We start from the raw sequence: 21,697 nt of genomic DNA, 5'->3' as shown, positions 1-21,697 counted from the left end.
CGCACCGGGCGGGGGAGCGGCCCAGGACCCGGTCCGGCTGCTGGGCTGGGTCGCCCTGCTCGTCATGCTCGCCGTCCAGGTGGTCGGGCTCTACTCCGCATCGGTCCCCGGGCCGGAGGGCCCCGACGGCAGCGACAAGGTGGGCCATCTGCTCGCCTTCGCCGGGCCGACGGCCCTGGCGTGGCTGCTCGGCGCCCGGTGGCTGGTGCCGGTCCTCGTCCTGCACGCCCTCGTCGCCGAGCCGGTCCAGTCCTGGGTGGCCCCCGGCCGGATGACGGACCCCTGGGACGCCGCCGCCAACCTCGTGGGTGTCGCGGTCGGGGTCGTCGTGGCGCGCGGGCTGGCACGGTCCTGGGCCAAGATGGAGGTATGAGGACGCGCGAGGGGACGGCGTGAGTGAGCCGGGGGCGCGAGGCCCGGGCCGCGCCGACGGGCAGGACCTGACTGGGTCCCTGCTCGTGGCGACCCCGCTGACCGGTGACGTCTTCGAGCGGGCCGTCGTGCTCGTCCTGCACCACGACGCCGACGGCGCCCACGGGCTCATCCTCAACCGCCCGATGGACGCCCGGGTCGAGGCGGTCCTGCCGCAGTGGCAGCCCTTCGTCACCGCACCCGGCGTGCTCTTCCGGGGCGGGCCGGTCGGGCCGGACACCGCCATGGGGCTGGTGAGCGTCCCGGGGCACGACCCGCACGACCCGCCCCTGGGGACCCAGCTGCTCTTCGGCGGGATCGGCCTGGTGGACCTCGACGCCCCCGCGCCTCTCGTGGTGCCCGAGCTGGGGGCGTTCCGCATCTTCGTCGGATACTCCGGCTGGGCCGCCGGACAGGTGGAGTCCGAGCTGCGCCGGGGGGCCTGGTACGTCGTCCCCCGGGAACCGCGCGACCCCTTCCACGAGGACGTCGCCGGCCTGTGGCGGGAGGTGCTCCTGCGGCAGCGCAGCAGCATGGCCTTCGTCACCACGTGGACCGACGTGCCGGAGACCAACTGAGCGGCACCACCGAGACCTCCCGGCGGAGCGGCTCCGGTCATAGACTGGCCGCATGGCGACCGTGACCAGCTCCGACCAGCCGCTCGACACCCCCGAGGCGCCCTCCGGACCGCAGACGCAGACCGCGGTGCTGGAACGGACCGACACCAGCGCCGACCCACGGCTCTCCGAACCCGGCGACCACGAGCGCTTCGCCCACTTCGTGCGCAAGGAGAAGATCCTGGAGAGCGCGATGACCGGCAACCCCGTCATCGCGCTCTGCGGCAAGGTGTGGGTCCCCGGGCGCGACCCGGAGAAGTTCCCGGTCTGCCCGATGTGCAAGGAGATCTACGACGGTCTGCGTGACCCGCAGGACGGCGGGGGCGGCAAGGACTCCGGCGGCGCGGGGGACTGAGGCGCGACACGCCATACCACGGCTGAGGCGGTCCCCGCGGGCGCGCCGGGACGGGTGAGTCTGTCCCCGGGACCACCTATCCTGGGTCGGCCATGTCGACCTCCGCCGCGTCCCACCTGCCCCCCGCCTACCCGGAGCGGGCCGCCTGGGGAACCGCCAACAAGCTGCGCGCCTGGCAGGCCGCGGCCTTGGAGCGCTACCTGGCCGAGCGGCCCCGTGACTTCCTGGCCGTGGCCACGCCGGGCGCCGGGAAGACGACCTTCGCGCTGCGGGTGGCCACCGAGCTGCTGGACCGCGGGGAGATCTCCCGCGTCACCGTCGTCGCCCCGACCGAGCACCTCAAGGTCCAGTGGGCCGAGGCCGCCGCGAAGGTCGGCATCCGGATCGACCCCCGCTTCGCCAACGCCCAGGGCCGGCACGGCGCCGACTACGACGGGGTGGCGGTGACCTACGCCGGCGTGGCCAGCAAGCCCCTCCTGCACCGTTCCCGCACCGAGGCCGCCCGCACCCTGGTCATCCTCGACGAGGTCCACCACGGCGGCGACGCGCTGTCCTGGGGCGAGGCGATCCGCGAGGCCTTCGAGCCGGCCACCCGGCGCCTCGCCCTGACCGGCACCCCCTTCCGCTCCGACACCGCCGCCATCCCGTTCGTGCGCTACGAGATGGACCACGGGGGCGAGCTGCGCTCCAGCGCCGACTACACCTACGGGTATGCCGACGCGCTCCGGGACGGGGTCGTGCGCCCGGTGCTGTTCCTGGCCTACGGGGGCACGATGCGCTGGCGCACCCGGGTGGGCGACGAGCTGGAGGCCCGGCTCGGGGAGCCGATGACCAAGGACGTCAGCAAGCAGGCGTGGCGGACCGCGCTCGACCCGGCCGGCGACTGGGTGCCCTCGGTGCTGGCCGCCGCCGACAAGCGGCTCTCCGAGGTCCGGCGGCACGTCGAGGACGCCGGCGGGCTGGTCATCGCCACGGACCAGAGCTCGGCCCGGGCCTACGCGCGGCAGCTGCACGAGCTCACGGGGGAGCGGCCCACCGTGGTCCTCTCGGACGACAGCGGTGCCTCGGGCCGGATCGAGGAGTTTGCCGAGGGCGCCTCGCGCTGGATGGTCGCGGTGCGGATGGTCTCCGAGGGGGTGGACGTGCCTCGGCTGTGCGTGGGCGTCTACGCGACCTCCACCTCCACGCCGCTGTTCTTCGCCCAGGCCGTGGGCCGGTTCGTCCGTGCCCGACGTCGGGGGGAGACGGCCTCGATCTTCCTGCCCAGCGTGCCGCTGATCCTCCAGCACGCGGGCAGCATGGAGCTCGAGCGCGACCACGTGCTCAACCGTCGGCCCACCGGCGAGGACGAGGACGTGTGGGCGCCCGAGGACCAGCTGGTGGCCCAGGCCAACGCCGCCGAGGGGGCCAGCGACGAGCTCGAGGGGTCCTTCGAGGCGTTGCACTCGGCGGCCGAGTTCGACCACGTCCTCTTCGACGCCGAGCAGTTCGGGCTCGGCGGCCTGCCGGGGTCGGACGACGAGGAGGAGTACCTGGGCCTGCCGGGACTGCTGGAGCCCGACCAGGTCGCCCACGTGCTGCGCGAGCGGCAGAAGAAGCAGGTCACCCGGGGCGGCGGCCAGGAGCGGGCGCGCGCCGTCTCCGCGCACCGGGCGCTGGCCGAGCAGCGCAAGGAGCTCAACAAGCTGGTGTCCGCCTACGCGCAGAAGTCCGGCCGGCCCCACGCCGTCGTGCACGCCGAGCTGCGCCGCACCTGCGGCGGGCCCGAGCTGGCCACCGCCAGCAGCGAGCAGGTGTCCTCGCGGATCGAGACGATCCGCCGGTGGTTCGTCGGGCGCCGCTGAGGCCGCCGGCGACCACCCACTAGGGTGGCGCTCGCCCTGACCCGAAGGAGACGCCCCGTGCCCGACGAGCAGACCGGTTCGCTGAGCCGCTACCGCGACCTGGTGAGGCTGCTCGTCCGCTACGGACGCTCGGACCTCGTCACGGCGAGCGGACTGGGGGACCCCGACAGCGTCGACCCGGCCGTCGACCGGGGGGACGAGGCCACCGCGGAGTCCTTCGCCGCCGACCTGGAGGCCATGGGGCCGACCTGGATCAAGCTCGGCCAGCTGCTCTCCACCCGGCACGACCTCCTCCCGCCGGCCTGGACGCAGGCCCTCGCCCGGCTCCAGGACCGGGTCGAGCCCTTCCCCGGCGAGCAGGCGGTGGCGATCGTCGAGGAGGAGCTGGGGGCACGGATCCGCCACCTGTTCGAGCGCTTCGACACCGAGCCCCTGGCCGCGGCCTCCCTGGGCCAGGTGCACCGGGCCCGCACGCGCAGCGGGCGGGAGGTCGTCGTCAAGGTCCAGCGCCCGGACGTGCGCGAGGTGGTCGCCGGGGACATGGAGGTGCTGTCCAGGCTGGCGCGGGCCGCCGACCGGCACACCGACCTCGGGCGCCGGTTCGGCGCCCAGGACCTGCTCGAGCAGTTCCGCCGGTCGCTCACCGGCGAGCTGGACTACCGCCAGGAGGCCCGCAACCTGCGGACCTTCGCCGAGCTCACCGCCGGCTACGAGCACCTGCTCGTGCCGGCCCCGCTGGAGGACTACACCACCTCCCGGGTGCTGACGATGGAGTTCGTCGAGGGCCGCAAGGTCACCGACACCGGCGGCGTGGGCATGCTGGAGGTCGACGGTGCCCCCATCAGCGAGGAGCTGTTCCGGGCCTACCTGCGGATGATCCTCGAGGAGGGCCTGCTGCACGCGGACCCCCACCCGGGCAACATGATCCTCACCGCCGACGGCCGGCTGGCCCTCATCGACCTCGGCATGGTGGCCACCGTGCCCAGAAGGGTCCAGGACCAGGTGGTCAAGCTCCTCATCGCGGTCTCCGACGGCGACGGGGAGGAGGCCGCCCGGGTGCTGGCCGGCATGGGGCACCCGCTGGCCGACTACGACGCCGCCCGGTTCCGGGACGACGTCAGCCACCTCGTGTCCTCGGCCGTCGGCGCGGGGGAGGAGCTGGACACCGGCGGCGTCATGGTCGAGCTGTCCCGGCTCTCCGGGCGCCACGGGCTGCGACCTCCTCCCGAGATGGCCATGATCGGTAAGGCGCTGCTGAACCTCGACCAGGCCACCCGGCACCTGGACCCCTCCTTCTCCCCCGCGGCCGCGGTCCGCCGCAACATCGACCAGATCCTGCGTGGCGGGATGTCGGTCTCGCCCGGCTCGGTGATGGCCGCCGCGATCGAGGCCAAGGAGTTCACCTCCCAGCTGCCGCGGCGGGCCAACCGGATCATGGACGCCCTCGTGGACGGGGAGCTGACGGTGCGCGTCGACGCCTTCGACGAGCAGCGGGTGCTGCGGGTCGCCCAGCACCTGACCACCCGCGTCGTCGTGGGCATGGTGCTCTCGGCCATCATCGTCGGCGCGGCGTTGATGATGGGGGTGGAGGCCGCGTGGACGATCTTCGGCTACCCGGCCGTGGCCATCGTCTTCTTCGTCGTCGCCGCGGTCGCGGGGCTCGTGCTCGTCGGCCACACGGTCGTCACCGACCGGCGGGACGCCCGTCGGGGCCGTCAGGGGACCAGCGGCGAGGTCCGGTAGGGGACCCGGGTCGACAGGCAGATCACCGTCGAGGACCGCTCCACCATCTCGTGGGCCACGACGAGGTCGATGACGCGCTGCAGGTCCGCGTTGTCCCGGGCGACCACGCGGATCATCAGGTCCCCGGACCCGGTGATCGTGTGCGCCTCCAGCACCTCGGGGATGGCCGCGACGTGCTCGACGACCGGTCCTCCGCCGGTGCCCTGACGGATCTCCAGGGTGCAGAACGCCATGACCGGGTAGCCCAGCGCCGCCGGGTCCAGCTGCGGGGCGAAGCTGCGGATCACCCCGCGGGCCACGAGCTTGTCCAGCCGGCTCTGGACCGTGCCCCGGGCGACCCCCAGCCGGCGGGAGGCCCCCAGCACCCCCACGTGGGGGTCCTCCTCGAGGAGGGTCAGCAGGCGGGCGTCCAGCTCGTCGACCGGGTTCGTCATGGTCACAGTGTGCAGGATGCCGAGCGGATCGGCCCTGAAGGTGGACAGATCGTCCACCCGCACCGTGGTTCCTTGCACGACATACCCCTTCCCGGCACCCTCTGACCATGACCGACACCGACGTCCGTTTGACCGACCAGGAGCGCGAGGCCCACCTCGAGCTCGACCAGCTCAAGCAGCTCGTGGGGCTGGTGCCCTACGACGAGACCACCGACGTCTTCCCGGTGACCGGGTGGGACTCCATCCACTTCGTCGTGGGCAACGCCACCCAGACCGCGCACTTCTACCAGTCCGCCTTCGGGATGGAGCTCATCGGCTACTCCGGGCCGGAGACCGGCAACCGGGACCACAAGGCGTTCGTCCTGAAGTCCGGCTCCATCCGCTTCGTCGTCAAGGGCGGGGTCGACCCGGAGAGCCCGCTGCACGAGCACGTGCGCCGGCACGGCGACGGCGTGGTGGACATCTCCCTGGAGGTGCCGGACGTCGACCGCTGCATCGCGCACGCCCGGAGCATCGGGGCCACCGTCCTGCAGGAGCCCGAGGACCTCGAGGACGAGCACGGCACCGTGCGCGTCGCCGCGATCGCCACCTACGGCGAGACGCGGCACACCCTCGTGCAGCGCAAGGGGGAGGGGTACGGGTACACCGGCCCCTACCTGCCCGGGTACGTCGAGCGCAGCTCCACCTACGTCAAGCGGGACGGGGAGCCCAAGCGGCTGTTCCAGGCGCTGGACCACATCGTCGGCAACGTGGAGCTGGGCCGGATGGACGAGTGGGTCGAGTTCTACAACAAGGTCATGGGTTTTGTGAACATGGCCGAGTTCATCGGCGACGACATCGCCACCGACTACTCGGCCCTGATGAGCAAGGTCGTGGCCAACGGCAACCACCGGGTCAAGTTCCCGCTCAACGAGCCGGCCGTGGGCAAGAAGAAGTCTCAGATCGACGAGTACCTGGAGTTCTACCAGGGCCCCGGGGCCCAGCACCTGGCCCTGGCGACGAACGACATCCTCTCCACGGTGGACCACATGCGCGCCAACGGGATCGAGTTCCTGCAGACGCCGGACTCCTACTACGAGGACCCCGAGCTGCGCGGCCGCATCGGCGAGGTGCGGGTGCCGATCGAGGAGCTGCAGTCCCGGGGGATCCTCGTCGACCGGGACGAGGACGGCTACCTGCTGCAGATCTTCACCCGCCCGGTGCAGGACCGGCCTACGGTGTTCTTCGAGCTCATCGAGCGGCACGGGTCGCTCGGTTTCGGCAAGGGCAACTTCAAGGCGCTCTTCGAGGCCATCGAGCGGGAGCAGGCCACGCGCGGGAACCTGTGACCCGACGTGGCACCCTGGGGCCATGAGCCAACAGCCAGGGTGGTACGACGACCCGCAGGACGACCAGAACCTCCGTTACTGGGACGGGGTGCAGTGGAGCCACCACACCAGCCCCAAGCGCATGCCCGGCCTGGACCAGGCCGGGCAGGGCGGCGGCCACCACGAGCCTGGGCCGGCGGACCAGCCGGCCCAGGTCTGGGGCGGGCAGGGCCCCTCCGGCGGCCAGGAGCAGGGCCGGTGGGGCGGCCAGCAGCAGGGCCAGTGGTCGGCCCCCATGCCGGGTGCGGACGACCCGTGGGGGCAGCAGCCGCAGCGCCGGGACACCACCCCTGACGGCCAGCCGCTGGCCGGCTGGGGGATGCGGTTGCTGGCCCGGATCGTCGACGGGATCCTGCTGAGCCTGGTGACGGGCTTCGTCATCCTGCCGCTGGTCGACCCGACCCTGCTGGAGGACTACACGACCTGGATCACCACCGCCGACCCGGCCTCGGCGCTGGACGTGCCCGAGGGGCTGGCCTCGGGCCTGATGCGGGTCAGCCTGGTCAGCCTGGTCGTCGGCCTGGCCTACGAGATCCTCATGCTCCGCCTCGTCGGTGCCACCGTCGGCAAGCTCGTCACCGGGCTGCGCGTGCGGATGCGCGAGACGCCGGGGCAGCTGCCCTGGGGCGCGGCGGCGATCCGGGGGCTGGTCTGGCAGGGGCCCTCGGCGATCAACGGGTTCGGCCAGATCTTCATGCTGCTCAACGGGCTGTGGCCGCTGTGGGACGGCAAGCGCCAGGCGCTCCACGACAAGGCGGCCCGGACCAACGTGGTCCGCAACCGCTGACCGCCCTCACGGGGACGGCAGCACCGTCCCCGTGACCTCGGCCAGCCGCAGGACGCTTCCTCCCGGGCCGGGCGCGGTGGCGGTGATGGTCACGGTGTCGCCGTCCTCGAGGAAGGTCCGGGTCGAGCCGTCGTCCAGCGTCAGCGGCCGGGTGCCGTTCCACGTCAGCTCCAGCAGGGAGCCCCGCTCGTGCGGCTCCGCGCCCGAGACGGTGCCCGAGGCGAACACGTCGCCGCTGCGAAGGCTGGCCCCGTTGACCGTCAGGTGGGCCAGCATCTGGGTGGGGGACCAGTACATGGCGCGGTAGGGCGGGCGGGCCACGAGCGTGCCGTTGAGCCGGACCTCCATCGTCAGGTCCAGCCCGAAGAGGTGCTCGGCCCGCCCCCTGAGGTAGGGCAGTGGCTCGGGGTCCTGCCCGGGCAGCGGGACGCGGGCCTTCTCGAGGGCGGCCAGAGGGGTGATCCACGCGCCCATCGACGAGGCGAAGGACTTGCCCAGGAAGGGGCCCAGCGGGACGTACTCCCACGCCTGCACGTCGCGGGCAGACCAGTCGTTGAACAGGGCGACCCCGAACAGGTGGTCGGCGGCCTGGTCGACCGGGACGCTCGTGCCCAGGGCGGTGGCACCGCCGACGACGAACGCCAGCTCCGCCTCGATGTCCAGGCGCACGGAGGGGCCGAAGACCGGGGCCGGGTCGTCCTTGCCCTTGCGCTGCCCCCGCGGGCGCACCACGTCGGTGCCGCTGACGACGACGGTGGAGGAGCGGCCGTGGTAGCCGATGGGCAGGTGCTTCCAGTTCGGGGTGAGCGGCTCCCCGTCCGGCCGGAAGATCCGTCCCACGTTGGTCGCGTGGTGCTCGCCGGCGTAGAAGTCCACGTAGTCCGCCACGGCCACGGGCAGGTGAGAAACCAGCTCCTCGAGCGGGTGCACGTGCGGCGCGAGCCGCTCCCGTCCCTCCTTCTCGGCGAGCCGGGCCTGCAGCCAGGACCGGAGCGCGGACCACGCCGCGGGCCCCAGGTCGAGGAAGGGGTTGAGCACCGGCCCGGCCAACGCCTCCGCCCACGGCGTGCCGCGGGTGGCCGAGGCCAGGTCCAGGGCGGAGTCGCCCACCCGGACCGCCAGCCAGGGCTCGTCCCCGTCACGGGCCACCGCGCCGTAGGGCAGGTGGTGCGGACCGTAGGGGTGGTCGGCGGGCAGGTCGAGGGGGGAGGTGCTCATGGGTTCCTTCCAGGGTGATGACGTCAGGGCCGGTCGGTCAGCAGGCCGAGCTCGCGCAGCTCGTCGAGCGGGTCGGTCACGCCGCAGCAGCCGAAGGACCGGAAGCGGCCCCGGAGCCTGGCCACCGCCGGCTCGTCGAGCCCGGCGACCACGTCGACCAGGCGGTCCGTGTCCTCCTCCGCCAGAGTCCCGACGAGGCCCAGTTCGTCGGCGCCGGCGTCGACGGCGGCCAGGGCGGCCAGCACGTTGAGGACCCCGTGCCGGTCGAGCGTGCGACCGTCATCGTCCCGCCGGGCCACGGCGTGGTGGAGCCCGCCGGTGAGCTTGACCGGCAGGTGCCGTGCGTCCGCGCCCAGGAGGAAGGCGGCCAGCTCGGACGGCGAGGGCACCGGCCGCTGCGGCGTCGCCTGGGTGCGCAGCTTGGCCAGGACCACCGTTCCCTGCCCGTCGGACCTGGCGGTCGCCACCTCGTCGAGGGACCGGAGAAGCTGCGTGCGGTCACGGTCGACCTCGACGGCCACCGGCACCCCCAGGGAGAGGGCACGACGCCACGACCCCGCGGGGTCCAGCGCGGTCTCCACGGTCACCACCTGCACGGCTGCGACGTCCCGCAGGAGGTCGACGGCGTCGAGAAGGTCCTCGACCGCGGTGCCCGGGCGGGAGACCACGGCCACCGCCACCGGTTCCGCGAGCTCGGCACCGGCGGCGGCCTGCCCCAGCTGCGCGGCGTGCCCGGTGCCGACGAGCAGGAGACCCAGCAGGTCTGCATACCCTCCGCGGCGCAGCCGCAGGTGCTCCTCCCAGGCCCGGGGGACGGGGGCGTTCCCGGGCGGGAACACCGCGGCGTCGTCCACGAGAGCGCGGAACAGGTTCCGGGGTGCCGTCCTCGTTGACATGCCCGGGAGGCTACTGCACAGTGACGCACGAGGACACCGCCGTCCCGGCCCGCCGACTCCCTCGCGGGGTCACCGGGGACGGCGTCCACGACCACCGCACGAACGGAGCCGTCGATGGCCTACTACCGCAGCACGGGCGACGTCCCGCCCAAGCGGCACACCCAGCACCGCGACCCCCAGGGTCGCCTCTACTCCGAGGAGCTCATGGGTGAGGAGGGCTTCTCCTCGGACTCCTCGCTGCTCTACCACCGCAACATCCCCTCGGCCGTGGCGGACGCTCGCGTCTGGGAGCTGGGCGACATGTCGACGGTGCCCAACCACCCGCTGCTGCCCCGGCACCTGAAGCTGCACGACCTGTTCGTCCAGGACGGCGGCGACGCCGGGGCCGACGCGGGGCCGGCCCTCGAGCAGGGCGTGGACGTGGTGACCGGCCGCCGGCTGGTCCTGGGCAACGCCGACGTCCGCCTGCTCTACGTCGTGGCGGACACCCCCAGCCCGCTGTACCGCAACGCCATCGGGGACGAGTGCGTCTACGTCGAGCGGGGCGGGGCCCGGGTCGAGACGGTCTTCGGCTCCTTCCAGGTCGCCGAGGGCGACTACCTGATCCTGCCCCGGGCCACCACCCACCGGTGGCTGCCCCTGGTCGAGGGCGACGAGGGTTTCGTCGAGCCCCTGCGGGCCTACGTCATCGAGGCCAACAGCCACATCGGGCCGCCGAAGCGCTACCTGTCCAGGTTCGGCCAGCTGCTGGAGCACGCGCCGTACTGCGAACGTGACCTGCGCGGTCCGCAGGGCCCGCTGCTGGCCGAGGACGTGGGGGCCGACCCGGCTGCGCCGACCGAGGTGCTCGTCAAGCACCGCGGCTCCGGCGAGCACTCCTCGGGAGGCCTGGTCGGCACCGTCTACACCTACCCCTACCACCCCTTCGACGTGGTCGGCTGGGACGGCTGCCTCTACCCCTACGCCTTCAACATCGCCGACTTCGAGCCGATCACCGGCCGGGTGCACCAGCCGCCGCCGGTGCACCAGGTCTTCGAGGGGCACAACTTCGTCGTGTGCAACTTCGTGCCGCGCAAGGTGGACTACCACCCGCTGGCGGTGCCGGTGCCCTACTACCACTCCAACGTCGACTCCGACGAGATCATGTTCTACGTCGACGGCGACTACGAGGCCCGCAAGGGCAGCGGGATCGGCAAGGGGTCGATCTCGGTGCACCCCGGTGGCCACGCGCACGGGCCGCAACCGGGGGCCACCGAGGCCTCGCTGGGGGTGGAGTACTTCGACGAGACGGCGGTCATGGTGGACACCTTCCGGCCCCTCGAGCTCGGGGAGGCGGGTCGGGCCGTCGACGACGGCGTCTACGCCGGCTCGTGGAACCGCGCCCTGGGCGGTGGGGCGGAAGGCTCCGGGGAGGTGTTCTCCACGAGCTGACCCGCGGGAGCGCCCACGCGGAGCGGCAGCCGGTTCAGGCGGGCGCCCCCTCGACGACCTCCACCCCGGCCTCCCGCAGCTCGGCCAGGGCCTGCTCGGTCGTCTCCGGCGAGACGCCCGCGCACAGGCCCGTCAGCACGCGGGTCCGGAACCCGGCCCCGGCGGCGTCGAGGGCCGTCGCCCGCACGCAGTGGTCGGTCGCCAGGCCGACGACGTCCACCCCGCGGACCTCCCGCTCGGTGAGCCACTCGGTCAGGCCGGTCGTGCGGCCGTGCGCCTCGGTGGTCCCCTCGAAACCGCTGTACGCCGCCTCGTGCTCGCCCTTGCGGAAGACGGCCTGCACGTGCTGCAGCGCAGGGGCCAGGGACGGGTGGAACTGGGCGCCCTCGCTGCCCGCACGGCAGTGGACCGGCCAGGAGGTGCGGTAGTCGGGGTCGGAGGACCAGTGGTCGCCTGGGTCGACGTGCCAGTCGGCGGTGGCCACGACGACCGAGTAGTCCTGCCCGTGCCGGCCCAGGTGCTCCCCGATGTCGGCCGCGACCTGCGACCCTCCGTCCACGGCGAGGGAACCGCCCTCGCAGAAGTCGTTCTGCACGTCGACGATGATCAGTGCTCGGCTCATGGTGCTCAGCTCCAGTCGTCCAGGTAGATGGTCGGGATGGCAGGGTCTCCGTGGGACAGGCGCAGCGCACGTTGGGGCAGCTCGGCGCGCGCAGCCTCGTGGTGGGCCCGGGCGGTGCGGGCGTCCGTGGGGGCGACCACCTCGCCGCCACGCACGAGGGGGACCAGCAGGGTGCGGTCGTCGCCGTCGTCACCGGGCTGCTCGTCGATGCCGATGATCTCGGCCTGGGCGCTGCCGTCCGGGCCGCGCCGGCGCAGGGCGTACTTGCGGCCGCCCACGGACGCCTTGTCCGTGCTGGCCTTGGCCACCCCCTCCATCCGGCCGTCCGCCCCCTCCCGGCTGACCAGCTTGTAGACCATGCCCGCGGCCGGGTGCCCCGACCCGGTGACGACCCGGGTGCCGACGCCGTAGGCGTCGACGGGCGCGGCCTGCAGGGCCGCGATGGCGTACTCGTCCAGGTCGGAGGTGACCACGATCCTGGTGCCGGTGGCACCGAGGGAGTCGAGCTGCTCACGCACCTCGTGGGCCTGGGAGACGAGGTCGCCGGAGTCCAGCCGGACGCCGCCCAGCCCGGGGCCGGCCAGCTCGACGGCCAGCTCGACCGCGGCCCTGACGTCGTAGGTGTCCACGAGCAGGGTCGTGGACCCTCCCAGGCTGGCCAGCTGGTTGGCGAACGCCTCACGTTCGTCCCCGTGGAGCAGGGTGTAGGAGTGCGCCGCCGTGCCGGCGGTGGGCACCCCGTGCCGTCGCCCCGCCTCCAGGTTGGAGGTGGAGTCGAAGCCGGCCACGTAGGCCGCCCGGGCGGCGGCCACGGCCGCCTGCTCGTGGGTGCGTCTCGACCCCATCTCGATGCAGGGGCGCCCGTGCGCCGAGGCGGTCATCCGCGAGGCGGCCGAGGCCACCGCGGAGTCGTGGTTGAGGACCGACAGGACCAGGGTCTCCAGGAGCACGCCCTCGGCGAAACCTGCCTCGACCACCATCAGAGGTGACCCGGGGAAGTAGATCTCGCCCTCGGCATACCCCCAGACCTCCCCCGAGAACCGGTAGTCGGCCAGCCAGCGCAGCGTCCGCGCGTCGACGACCTGCTGCTCCTCCAGGTAGGCCAGCTCCGCCTCCCCGAACCGGAAGTCGCGCAACGACTCCAGCACCCGCCCCGTCCCGGCGACCACCCCGTACCGCCGCCCGTCCGGCAGTCGGCGGGCGAAGGTCTCGAAGACGCACCGGCGGTCGGCGTGGCCGCTCGCCAGGGCCGCCTGGACCATCGTCAGCTCGTAGTGGTCCGTCAGCAGGGCCGTGCTCGGGTTCACCCCTGCAGCCTAGAGCCCGGCCGCGAGGCCGCCTAGAGTGGTCGGGTGCCCGTCGACGTCCCGTCCCCGCCCGCGCCGCCGGCCGGACCCCGGACCTCGCCCCGCGAGCAGGGCGGGGTGGCCGTCCTGGACCGCCCGGAGGCCGACACCCCGTGGGTCTGCCTGGTGTGGAACGACCCGGTCAACCTGATGAGCTACGTGACCTGGGTCTTCCAGACGCACTTTCACTACCCCCGGGCGCGGGCGGAGAAGCTCATGATGGACGTGCACTCCCTCGGTCGCGCTGTGGTGTCCACCGGCACCCGGGAGAAGGTGGAGGCCGACACCGAGGCCATGCACGGCTACGGGCTGTGGGCCACCTTCCAGCACGCGGACCAGGGCTAGGAGCAGGTATGGCGACCGCGTTCCGGCGGCGGGGGGAGCGCCTCGTGGGCGGCTTCGACGCCGAGGAGGTCGAGGTGGTCCTTCACGTCCTGCGGCTGACCCGCGACTTCGTCGCCCCGGAGCGGCCCGGCAGCACGGACCCCTTCCTCGACCTGATCGCCGGCCTCGGCGAGGACGCGGACCCGCAGGAGCCGTCCGACCCCGCCCTGGCCCGCCTGCTTCCCCCGGCCTCCAGGGAGGACGAGGAGCAGGCCAGGGAGTTCCGACGGCTCACCGAGCACGGGCTGCGCAGCCGGAAGGCCGCCACGATCGCCAGGGCGGTCGCGGCGCTGCAGGAGGCGGAACCGCCGGAGCTGGCGTTGGACACCGAGCAGGCGCACGCGCTCGCGGTCGCCCTCACCGACGTCCGGCTCATCCTGGGGGAGCGGCTTGGCCTGCGCACCGACGAGGACTCCGAACGGCTCCACGAGCAGCTGGAGGATGCGCTCGCGGGGAAGACCAACCTGGACCCGGTGCTCGCCCAGCAGATGGCCTACTACGACTTCCTCTCCTGGGTGCAGGAGAGCATCACCACGGCGATGCTCGAGGGGTGAGCCCCGGCGGTAGTCTGACCGCACCATGACGACGAACCCCGTTCCCGCTGCGCCGCACGAGTCCGAGCAGGTCGATCACCAGGTGACCGGCCCGGACGTGCGGGTCCGCTTCTGCCCCAGCCCCACCGGCACCCCGCACGTGGGGATGGCCCGGACCGCCCTGTTCAACTGGGCCTTCGCCCGGCACCACGGAGGCACCTTCGTCTTCCGGCTGGAGGACACCGACGCCGCCCGCGACAGCGCCGAGTCGGCCGACCAGCTGCAGGAGGCCATGTCCTGGCTGGGCCTGGACTACGACGAGGGGCCGGGGGTCGGTGGTCCCTACGGGCCGTACCGGCAGAGCGAGCGGCGCGACGTCTACGCCGACGTGGCGGCCCGGCTGCTCGAGGCCGGCCTGGCCTACGAGTCGTTCAGCACGCCCGAGGAGGTCGAGGAGCGGCACCGGGCGGCGGGCCGGGACCCCAAGCTCGGCTACGACAACCACGACCGCGACCTGGACGAGGCGCAGCGTGCCGCCTTCAGGGCCGAGGGGCGGGAGCCGGTCCTGCGGCTGCGGATGCCGGACGAGGACATCACCTTCGTCGACCTGGTCCGCGGCGAGGTCACCTTCCGGGCGGGGTCGGTGCCGGACTTCGTCATCGTCCGCGGCAACGGCCAGCCCCTCTACACCCTGGTCAACCCCGTCGACGACGCGATGATGCGGATCACCCACGTGATCCGCGGCGAGGACCTGCTCTCCTCCACCCCGCGGCAGATCGCCCTCTACCGCGCCCTGGTCCGTCTGGGCGTCGCCGAGCGGGTGCCGACGTTCGCCCACCTGCCCCTGGTCCTGGGGGAGGGGAGCAAGAAGCTGTCCAAGCGCGACCCGCAGTCCGACCTCTTCCGCCACCGGGAGCGTGGGTTCGTCCGCGAGGGAATGATCAACTACCTGGCGCTGCTGGGCTGGGCGATCGGACCCGACCGGGACGTCTTCACCCCGGACGAGCTGGTCGCCGCGTTCGACGTGCACGACGTCAACCCCAACCCTGCCCGGTGGGACCAGAAGAAGGCCGAGGCGATCAACGCCGACCACCTCCGGATGCTGCCGTTGGCGGAGTTCACCAGCCGGCTGCTGCCGGTGCTCCGGGAGGCCGGCGTGCTGGGCCCGCAGTCGGGGATGGGTGAGCTGGCCCGCCTGGAGGCCGTGGCCGAGCTCATCCAGACCCGGGTCCAGGTGCTCTCCGAGGCCGTGCCGCTCGTTGCGCCGTTCTACGTGCGGGGCGAGGAGCTGCCGATCGCCGACGACGCCCGCGCCCAGCTGAAGGAGGACGCGGGGGCGGTGCTGGACGCCGCCGACGCGGCCCTGGAGCAGATCTCCGGCGCCTACCCCAAGCCACTCGGCGGAGGGGTGGAGTGGACCGCAGCCCGGATCGAGCAGGCCCTTCGGGAGGCGCTCGTCGACGGCCTGGGCCTGAAGCCCCGGTTCGCCTTCGGCCCGCTGCGCACCGCGGTGTCCGGGCAGCGGATCAGCCCACCGCTGTTCGAGTCCATGGAGATCCTCGGCAAGGACGAGACCCTCGCCCGGCTGCGCCGGTTGCGCGCTGAGCTGTGACAGCCAGCGGGACGACCGCGATTTGGGTCCGGCTGAGGAGCACGGTAAGGTTTCTCCTCGGTTCACCGCCCGCGGAAGCGGGGCGGAGATACCCCTTGGGGTATGGTGTAATTGGCAGCACGACTGATTCTGGTTCAGTTAGTCTAGGTTCGAGTCCTGGTACCCCAGCGCAGATCGACCCCCGGTCGATTTCGCTCCGCACCTGACCGTCAGGTAAGGTTGCGGGTCGGCGCCACCGCGCCGGACGCACGGCCCCGTTGTGTAGTGGCCTAGCACGCCGCCCTCTCAAGGCGGTAGCGCGGGTTCGAATCCCGTCGGGGCTACGTCGCAGAAGGACCCCCACCGCACCTGGTGGGGGTCCTTCTCGTCGTGCGGGCGGGTGGTCGGATCTCGTGTGCTGCATCGACACCGGCGTCGTCCGGGCGTAGCGTGGCGGTCCCGGGCAGGTGGCCGACCCCACCCGCCCCGTCCCGGCAAGGAGTGGGTGCGATGAACAAGGTGGAGCTGATCGAGGCCCTGGCCCCCAGGCTCGGCGGGCGCCAGCTCGCCGCCATGGCGGTCGAGGCGCTGGTGGACGCGGTGCTTCGCGAGGTGGCCGCCGGCGGCACGGTGGGGATCACCGGCTTCGGCACCTTCGAGAAGGTGGACCGGGCGCCCCGGACCGGCCGCAACCCGCACACGGGGGCCCCGGTCCCGATCGCGGCGACCAGTTCGCCCCGCTTCCGGCCGGGCGCCTACTTCAAGGAGGTCGTCGCCGACCCCGACCGGCTGCCGACCGACGGCCTCGCCGGCGTGAGGGTGGGCAGCCACGGCGAGATGGCCGATCCCGAGCCGGCGAGCCGCCCGAGCAGCGTGCGTCGGACCGCCGCCCAGGGCCGGCCCGACGAGGGGCGGCAGGGTTCCCGTCGCACGGTGAACCCCGGGACGGACGACGCAGACCGCGGCCCCAAGGTCCCGCGGAGGCGGCGGGCGGCCAGCGGTACGCCGGCGACCGTCCGCGCCCGGCAGGACGAGGACCGGCGCCCCACCGGTGACGCCTCAGCAGGGGCGGCGGACGCCGCGAAGGCCTCAGCCCCTGCCCGCGACCGGACGCCCGCCGGCGGCCAGGACATCACCATGGGGATGATCACCGCCAAGAAGGCCGAGCTGGCCCGGGTCAAGAACGACGACGTCGTCGCCGTCGACGAGGCGTCCGGGAAGAAGGCGCAGGGCAAGGGCAAGGACAAGGACCGCCGCACGAAGGACAAGCCGGGCAAGGGGAGCGGCAAGGGCAAGGGGAAGGACGGCAAGGTCAAGGACGGCAAGAAGGGCAAGGCCGGCAGCAGGAAGAAGGCCTCGAAGGGGTCCTGACCGTCAGCGGACCGGTTCCCCGGGCCCGACCCCGACGAGCCACAGACGGGTCAGGTGGGCACCGGCATCCTCGGGGTCGGCGGGTTCGACCTCGACGCTGACGCGTTGGCCTACCCGGACGTGCCGCAGCCCGCTGGCCTCGAAGACGTCGGCGTCGAAGGGCAGCATCCGTCCGGTGTCCAGCAGGACCGAGCCGGAGCGGCTCGCGAGGTCGAAGGTGTGCACGCTGGCCTGCATGGGCCCACTGTAGGCGGCCCGGTCCCGACCGAGCAGGAGCGTCCGGGTGCGACGACCGACCCCGAACGCCGCCGCACGCACCAGGTCCTGGGCCACGTCGACGTCCTGCCGCAACCGGGGCAGGGGGAGGGGGAGCAGGGTCGCCTCCTCGGCGTGGCGGTGCGCCGAGCCGGGGCCGAAGCGGGGGGTCGGCGGGCGGATCGTCGAGGTCAGCAACGTGGTCCCGTCGCCCGAGGCGTCCGGGACGACGGCGGCCGGGTGCCGCGCGCACCGGGCCAGGGCCTCGCCCAGGTCACGCGGTCTGAGGGCCGGCACGTCTCCCAGCAGGACGGCCCACCCGGGTCGACCCCCCTGCGGCCGCACGGCCCGCAGACCGGTGCGCACCGCCCCGTCCAGGCCCTCTCCCGGGTCAGGCACCACGGTGGCCCCCCACGTGCGCACCGTCTGCCCCACCGGCCCGTCGGAGGTGACCACCACCAGCGATGCCGGACCGACGGTGGCGGCCGCGGCCTCGAGGGTGTCCAACGCCATGGCGCGGGCCAGCTGCCTGCGGGCGTCGGGGGTCGGCGCCGAGAGCCGGGACTTGCCCAGGCGGGCGTCCTTGACCGGCACGACCAGCCCCCAGCGCACCGGGTCGCCCCTCCAGATCTTCCGCACCCGGCCATTCTGGTGGACGGGCCCGGACGGGTGACAAGATGGCGCCGTGACCCGTCAGCCCGTCCGCCAACCGATCCCCTGGTCCTACCGGGCCGTCATCGGCACCGTCCGCCCTGTGCTGATGGGCATCACCCGTCGGTCGTGGTCGGGCGCCGAGCACGTGCCGGCCACCGGCGGGTTCATCGTCGCCAGCAACCACTACTCCGAGGTGGACCCCTTCATGCTGGCCCACTTCCTCGTCGACCAGGGGCGACCGCCGTTCTTCCTGGCCAAGTCGTCCCTGTTCGAGGTGCCCCTCCTCGGCGCGGCGCTCCGGCACCTGGAGCAGGTGCCGGTCCGTCGACGCAGCACCCAGGCCCGGGACGCCCTTGACGAGGCACGGCGGGCCCTGCTGGAGGGCAAGTGCATCGCGATCATGCCCGAGGGCACCCTCACCCGGGACCCGGACCTGTGGCCCATGCGGGCCAAGGCGGGTGTCGGTCGGCTCGCCCTCACCAGCCGGGCCCCCGTCGTCCCGGTCGGCCAGTGGGGGGCCCAGGAGGTCCTCGGCCGCTACGCGCGGCGCCCGGGGAACCTGCTGCGCCGACCCGTCCAGCACGTCGAGGCCGGCCCACCGGTGGACCTGTCGGACCTCTACGACCGGGCCGACGACCCCAAGGCCCACGTCGAGGCGACCGAACGCGTCATGGCGGCCGTCACCGGGATCGTGGCCGGGCTGAGGGGTGAGCCTGCCCCTTCCGTGCCCTACGACCCGGTGACCCGCACCGGTGGCGCCACCGGTTCCCCCCTCGACCGGGGGGAGTCCCGGTGACGCGGGCGGCCGTCTTCGGCGCCGGCAGCTGGGGCACCGCCTTCGCCCAGGTGCTCGCCGACGGCGGTGCGTCGTCCGTGACCCTGTGGGCACGTCGACAGGAAGTCGCCCAGGAGGTCCGCGAACGGCACACCAACGACGACTACCTCCCCGGGGTCGAGCTGCCGCCGGCGGTGACGGGCACCACCGATCCGGCGGAGGCCGCCGAGGGGGCTGACCTCGTCGTCCTCGCCGTCCCCTCGCAGAGCCTGCGCGACAACCTGGGCCGCTGGGCCCAGGTGGTCCCGGAGGACGCCCTCGTCGTGTCCCTCATGAAGGGCATCGAGCGCGGCACCGGCCTGCGGATGAGCCAGGTGGTCGAGGCGGCGGGGATCGAGCGGGACCGGATCGTCGTGGTCTCCGGCCCCAACCTCAGCAAGGAGATCGCCGCCCGGCAGCCCGCCGCCAGCGTCGTCGCCTGCACCGACCTCGCCGCCGCGGAGCGGGTGGCCTCGACGATCGCGCCCCCCTACTTCCGGCCCTACACCCAGACCGACGTCGTCGGGGCCGAGATCGGCGGGGCGGTCAAGAACGTCATCGCCCTGGGGGTGGGGATGGCCGAGGGTCTCGGGTACGGCGACAACACCAAGTCCTCGCTCATCACCCGCGGCCTGGCCGAGATCAGCAGGCTGGGCGAGGCCCTGGGGGGCGACCCCGCCACCCTCATGGGGCTGGCCGGCGTCGGCGACCTCATCGCCACCTGCATGTCGCCGCTGTCGCGCAACCACCGGGTGGGGGTGGCCCTGGGCCAGGGACGGTCCGTGGAGGAGATGGTGGCCGTGCCCCACCAGACGGCCGAGGGCGTGCGCTCGTGCCGCTCCGTGGTCGACCTGGCCGCCGGGCACGGGGTCGACATGCCGATCTGCCAGGGCGTGACCGCCGTCGTCGAGGGCCACGTGACCCCCGAACAGCTCACCGGGGCGCTGATGTCCCGGGCCCGCAAACACGAACGGGGCTGACGCGGCCGGCGGGGCGGGGGCGGACGGCCCGTCAGGACCGTAGGGCGCGTCCTGCCCCGGGCCTGCCTCCTGCACACGCCGACCGCATACCCGACCTGCGTGGGCGAAACAACTAGGCTCGGTCGCGATGGACAGCCAGCCCCCTACCCCCAGCGTCCCGCCGGCGGTCGCCGCCCAGCCCGTGCGCCCCCGGGTCGCCGTCGTGTTCGGCGGCCGCTCCGAGGAGCACTCCATCTCCTGCGCGACCGCGGCGAGCGTGCTGCGGACCGTGGACCGCGAGCGGTACGACGTCGTGCCGATCGGCATCACCCGTGACGGGCACTGGGTGCTCGTTCCCGACGACCCGTCGGCCCTGGAGATCCGCGACGGCCGGCTGCCCGAGGTTCCGCCGACGGGCCCCCAGGTGATGGTGCCCCTCGGCGGGGTGGACCACGTGTGGCGGCTCGTCCAGGACGACGGGTCGACGGTGGAGGTGGGCGTGGTGGACGTCGTGCTGCCCCTGCTGCACGGCCCCTTCGGGGAGGACGGGACCATCCAGGGGCTGCTGGAGCTGGCCGACATCCGGTACGTCGGCTGCGGGGTGCTGGCCTCGGCGGCGATGATGGACAAGCACGTCATGAAGGTCGTCTTCGCCGCCGCCGGTCTGCCCGTGGGGGCCTACACGGTCATCACCGACCTGGCGTGGCGGCGCGACCGGGCAGCCTGCCTCGAGGCGGCCCGGGCCCTGGACTTCCCGGTCTTCGTCAAGCCCGCCCGGGCCGGGTCCTCGGTCGGCGTCCACAAGGTCGACGACCCTGCCGGGCTGGAGACCGCGGTCGAGAGGGCCCGGGCGCACGACCCGAAGGTGCTGGTCGAGCAGGGCATCGACGGCCGTGAGATCGAGTGCGGCGTCCTGCAGGGCCGGGGGACCGAGCCCCCCAGGGTGAGCGAGTGCGGCGAGATCACCGTGACCGGCGGCGGCCACGAGTTCTACGACTTCGAGGCCAAGTACCTCGACGAGGCCAGCGTCCGGATCACCGCCCCTGCCGACGTGCCGCCCCACGTCCGCGACGAGATCCACCGCATCGCCCGCACCGCCTTCGAGACGGCCGGGTGCGAGGGGCTGGCCAGGGTCGACTGCTTCGTCACCCCCGCCGGCGACGTGGTGCTCAACGAGATCAACACCATGCCCGGGTTCACCCCGTTCTCCATGTTCCCCCAGGCCTGGGCGGCCTCGGGCGTCTCCTACCCCGAGCTCGTGGAGGAGCTGCTGCAGCTGGCCCTGGCCCGTCCCCTCGGGCTGCGCTGACGCGACCGTGCGGCGGCCGGGGAGGGCGGTCGAGCGTACCCAGGTCGGGGCCGCCAGGCGTCTCCTAGCCGTCGGCGTCGTCGACCGCGACGCACCGTCCCTGGTCCTGGGGCACCTGGCGGGCGGCCTCCTCGAAGGCGGGCAGCAGCAGCGGTGCGGTGCCGTGCTCCGAGGGGACGAGCACCTCCAGCGCCGGGTCCCGGCCGAAGGTGGTGAACATCGTGCCGTCCTCCAGCTCGGTGGCCACCCAGTCCACCCCGCTGACGTCGATGCAGGGATCGGTCGTGGGACCCGGCGGGTTCTTGCCGCAGCGTGCCACGACCGGCGGATCGCCCCAGGCGGCCACCCCCACCGACTGGACGGCGGTGACCCTCGGCTCCAGGCCAGCGACCGTCCCCGGCCAGTGGGCGGCCACCCGCCGGCACTCCGGGGAGTCGGACCGGTCGAAGGGCGCGGCCCGGACCGGCTGCTCCCCGCACCCGGCGAGCAGGGGCAGGACGGCCAGCGCGGGGAGGACCGTCAGAACTCGACGACGGTGCACGTGGTCGTCCGGGTGATGCGCGGCACCTCCTGGACCGCGGCGATCACCTCGCGGCCCAGCGACTGCACGGTGGGGGCCTCGGCGACGACGATCGCGTCGTAGGGGCCGGCGACGATCTCCGCGCTGCGCACACCGGGCAGGGAGCGGACGGTCTCGGTCACCTGCCCTGCGGCGCCCACCTCGGTCTGGACGAGGATGTAGGCCTTGATCACGGT

At 73.4% G+C, this 21,697-nt stretch carries 23 protein-coding genes and 2 tRNA genes; 17 read left to right on the top strand and 8 right to left on the bottom strand.

Annotated features, from left to right (window positions below):
* Nucleotides 1-64: 64 nt before the first annotated feature.
* The 5 genes from FJR00_RS03945 (at nucleotide 65) to FJR00_RS03925 (ending at nucleotide 4,970) form a co-directional block, all read left to right on the top strand.
* Nucleotides 65-373 carry a hypothetical protein gene (locus FJR00_RS03945; protein WP_075958461.1) on the top strand — a complete coding sequence of 103 codons (309 nt, stop codon included), beginning with the start codon at nucleotides 65-67 and terminating at the stop codon, nucleotides 371-373.
* A gap of 19 nt (nucleotides 374-392) precedes the next feature.
* A complete protein-coding gene (locus FJR00_RS03940) occupies nucleotides 393-989 on the top strand; it encodes a YqgE/AlgH family protein (RefSeq protein ID WP_083664175.1) in 597 nt (198 codons plus the stop codon).
* A gap of 52 nt (nucleotides 990-1,041) precedes the next feature.
* Nucleotides 1,042-1,383 (top strand): DUF3039 domain-containing protein, encoded by a 342-nt coding sequence (locus FJR00_RS03935; protein WP_075958460.1) that lies wholly within the window; start codon nucleotides 1,042-1,044, stop codon nucleotides 1,381-1,383.
* 92 nt (nucleotides 1,384-1,475) lie between these two features.
* On the top strand, nucleotides 1,476-3,227 hold the full coding sequence (locus tag FJR00_RS03930) for a DEAD/DEAH box helicase (protein WP_141337536.1): 1,752 nt from the start codon (nucleotides 1,476-1,478) through the stop codon (nucleotides 3,225-3,227).
* 57 nt (nucleotides 3,228-3,284) lie between these two features.
* Complete coding sequence (locus FJR00_RS03925; RefSeq protein ID WP_181409477.1) at nucleotides 3,285-4,970, top strand: ABC1 kinase family protein; 1,686 nt, start codon at nucleotides 3,285-3,287, stop codon at nucleotides 4,968-4,970.
* Here FJR00_RS03925 and FJR00_RS03920 read toward each other — a convergent pair.
* Nucleotides 4,943-5,404 carry an Lrp/AsnC family transcriptional regulator gene (locus FJR00_RS03920; RefSeq protein WP_141337535.1) on the bottom strand — a complete coding sequence of 154 codons (462 nt, stop codon included), beginning with the start codon at nucleotides 5,402-5,404 and terminating at the stop codon, nucleotides 4,943-4,945. The genes FJR00_RS03925 and FJR00_RS03920 overlap by 28 nt on opposite strands.
* Before the next feature lie 107 nt (nucleotides 5,405-5,511).
* On the opposite strand from FJR00_RS03920, the gene hppD reads away from it, so the two are divergent.
* Nucleotides 5,512-6,732, top strand: coding sequence for a 4-hydroxyphenylpyruvate dioxygenase (hppD, locus tag FJR00_RS03915; protein WP_141337534.1), 1,221 nt, complete (start codon nucleotides 5,512-5,514; stop codon nucleotides 6,730-6,732).
* 22 nt (nucleotides 6,733-6,754) lie between these two features.
* Nucleotides 6,755-7,558, top strand: coding sequence for an RDD family protein (locus tag FJR00_RS03910; RefSeq protein ID WP_141337533.1), 804 nt, complete (start codon nucleotides 6,755-6,757; stop codon nucleotides 7,556-7,558).
* 6 nt (nucleotides 7,559-7,564) lie between these two features.
* Here the strand turns inward: FJR00_RS03910 and fahA are convergent, their stop codons facing one another.
* Both fahA and FJR00_RS03900 read right to left on the bottom strand, forming a co-directional pair.
* Nucleotides 7,565-8,776, bottom strand: coding sequence for a fumarylacetoacetase (gene fahA, locus FJR00_RS03905; protein ID WP_141337532.1), 1,212 nt, complete (start codon nucleotides 8,774-8,776; stop codon nucleotides 7,565-7,567).
* Between the two features lie 23 nt (nucleotides 8,777-8,799).
* Complete coding sequence (locus tag FJR00_RS03900; RefSeq protein ID WP_141337531.1) at nucleotides 8,800-9,672, bottom strand: hypothetical protein; 873 nt, start codon at nucleotides 9,670-9,672, stop codon at nucleotides 8,800-8,802.
* 114 nt (nucleotides 9,673-9,786) lie between these two features.
* Between FJR00_RS03900 and FJR00_RS03895 the strand changes: the two genes are divergently transcribed.
* Nucleotides 9,787-11,103: a homogentisate 1,2-dioxygenase gene (locus FJR00_RS03895; protein ID WP_141337530.1), complete on the top strand. Its 1,317-nt coding sequence runs from the start codon at nucleotides 9,787-9,789 to the stop codon at nucleotides 11,101-11,103.
* Nucleotides 11,104-11,137: 34 nt separating this feature from the next.
* Here FJR00_RS03895 and FJR00_RS03890 read toward each other — a convergent pair whose 3' ends face one another.
* Both FJR00_RS03890 and FJR00_RS03885 read right to left on the bottom strand, forming a co-directional pair.
* A complete protein-coding gene (locus FJR00_RS03890; protein WP_141337529.1) occupies nucleotides 11,138-11,725 on the bottom strand; it encodes an isochorismatase family protein in 588 nt (195 codons plus the stop codon).
* A 5-nt stretch (nucleotides 11,726-11,730) separates the two neighbouring features.
* A complete protein-coding gene (locus tag FJR00_RS03885) occupies nucleotides 11,731-13,032 on the bottom strand; it encodes a nicotinate phosphoribosyltransferase (RefSeq protein WP_141337528.1) in 1,302 nt (433 codons plus the stop codon).
* A 45-nt stretch (nucleotides 13,033-13,077) separates the two neighbouring features.
* Between FJR00_RS03885 and clpS the strand changes: the two genes are divergently transcribed.
* The 6 genes from clpS (at nucleotide 13,078) to FJR00_RS15940 (ending at nucleotide 16,950) form a co-directional block, all read left to right on the top strand.
* Nucleotides 13,078-13,416, top strand: coding sequence for an ATP-dependent Clp protease adapter ClpS (gene clpS, locus FJR00_RS03880; protein ID WP_141337527.1), 339 nt, complete (start codon nucleotides 13,078-13,080; stop codon nucleotides 13,414-13,416).
* Nucleotides 13,417-13,424: 8 nt separating this feature from the next.
* Nucleotides 13,425-14,009, top strand: coding sequence for a DUF2017 family protein (locus tag FJR00_RS03875; protein WP_141337526.1), 585 nt, complete (start codon nucleotides 13,425-13,427; stop codon nucleotides 14,007-14,009).
* A 25-nt stretch (nucleotides 14,010-14,034) separates the two neighbouring features.
* On the top strand, nucleotides 14,035-15,600 hold the full coding sequence (gltX, locus tag FJR00_RS03870; RefSeq protein ID WP_075958451.1) for a glutamate--tRNA ligase: 1,566 nt from the start codon (nucleotides 14,035-14,037) through the stop codon (nucleotides 15,598-15,600).
* A gap of 96 nt (nucleotides 15,601-15,696) precedes the next feature.
* Nucleotides 15,697-15,768: transfer RNA gene (locus tag FJR00_RS03865), tRNA-Gln, on the top strand.
* 82 nt (nucleotides 15,769-15,850) lie between these two features.
* Nucleotides 15,851-15,923, top strand: a tRNA-Glu gene (locus FJR00_RS03860).
* A 166-nt stretch (nucleotides 15,924-16,089) separates the two neighbouring features.
* Nucleotides 16,090-16,950 carry an HU family DNA-binding protein gene (locus FJR00_RS15940; protein ID WP_202876582.1) on the top strand — a complete coding sequence of 287 codons (861 nt, stop codon included), beginning with the start codon at nucleotides 16,090-16,092 and terminating at the stop codon, nucleotides 16,948-16,950.
* 3 nt (nucleotides 16,951-16,953) lie between these two features.
* On the opposite strand, the gene cofC is transcribed toward FJR00_RS15940, so the two are convergent.
* Nucleotides 16,954-17,844, bottom strand: coding sequence for a 2-phospho-L-lactate guanylyltransferase (gene cofC / locus FJR00_RS03850; protein WP_141337525.1), 891 nt, complete (start codon nucleotides 17,842-17,844; stop codon nucleotides 16,954-16,956).
* A 46-nt stretch (nucleotides 17,845-17,890) separates the two neighbouring features.
* Between cofC and FJR00_RS03845 the strand changes: the two genes are divergently transcribed.
* From FJR00_RS03845 to FJR00_RS03835, 3 genes are all read left to right on the top strand, one after another.
* A complete protein-coding gene (locus tag FJR00_RS03845) occupies nucleotides 17,891-18,655 on the top strand; it encodes a lysophospholipid acyltransferase family protein (RefSeq protein ID WP_075958448.1) in 765 nt (254 codons plus the stop codon).
* A complete protein-coding gene (locus FJR00_RS03840; protein WP_141337524.1) occupies nucleotides 18,652-19,653 on the top strand; it encodes an NAD(P)H-dependent glycerol-3-phosphate dehydrogenase in 1,002 nt (333 codons plus the stop codon). Before FJR00_RS03845 ends, FJR00_RS03840 begins: the two co-directional genes overlap by 4 nt.
* Before the next feature lie 127 nt (nucleotides 19,654-19,780).
* Nucleotides 19,781-20,941 (top strand): D-alanine--D-alanine ligase family protein, encoded by a 1,161-nt coding sequence (locus FJR00_RS03835; protein WP_141337523.1) that lies wholly within the window; start codon nucleotides 19,781-19,783, stop codon nucleotides 20,939-20,941.
* 64 nt (nucleotides 20,942-21,005) lie between these two features.
* Here FJR00_RS03835 and FJR00_RS03830 read toward each other — a convergent pair whose 3' ends face one another.
* Together FJR00_RS03830 and FJR00_RS03825 are read right to left on the bottom strand one after the other, a co-directional pair.
* Entirely contained in the window at nucleotides 21,006-21,482 is a 477-nt protein-coding gene (locus FJR00_RS03830; RefSeq protein WP_141337522.1) for a DUF3515 family protein, read from the bottom strand.
* Nucleotides 21,461-21,694, bottom strand: coding sequence for an Lrp/AsnC ligand binding domain-containing protein (locus FJR00_RS03825; protein WP_075958446.1), 234 nt, complete (start codon nucleotides 21,692-21,694; stop codon nucleotides 21,461-21,463). The genes FJR00_RS03830 and FJR00_RS03825 overlap by 22 nt, the downstream gene beginning before the upstream one ends.
* Between the last annotated feature and the right edge of the window lie 3 nt (nucleotides 21,695-21,697).

The organism is Ornithinimicrobium kibberense (assembly GCF_006519705.1).
In the GTDB taxonomy this organism is placed as follows: Bacteria; Actinomycetota; Actinomycetes; order Actinomycetales; family Dermatophilaceae; genus Ornithinicoccus; species Ornithinicoccus kibberensis.
This window is presented reverse-complemented; position numbering and strand designations above follow the sequence as displayed.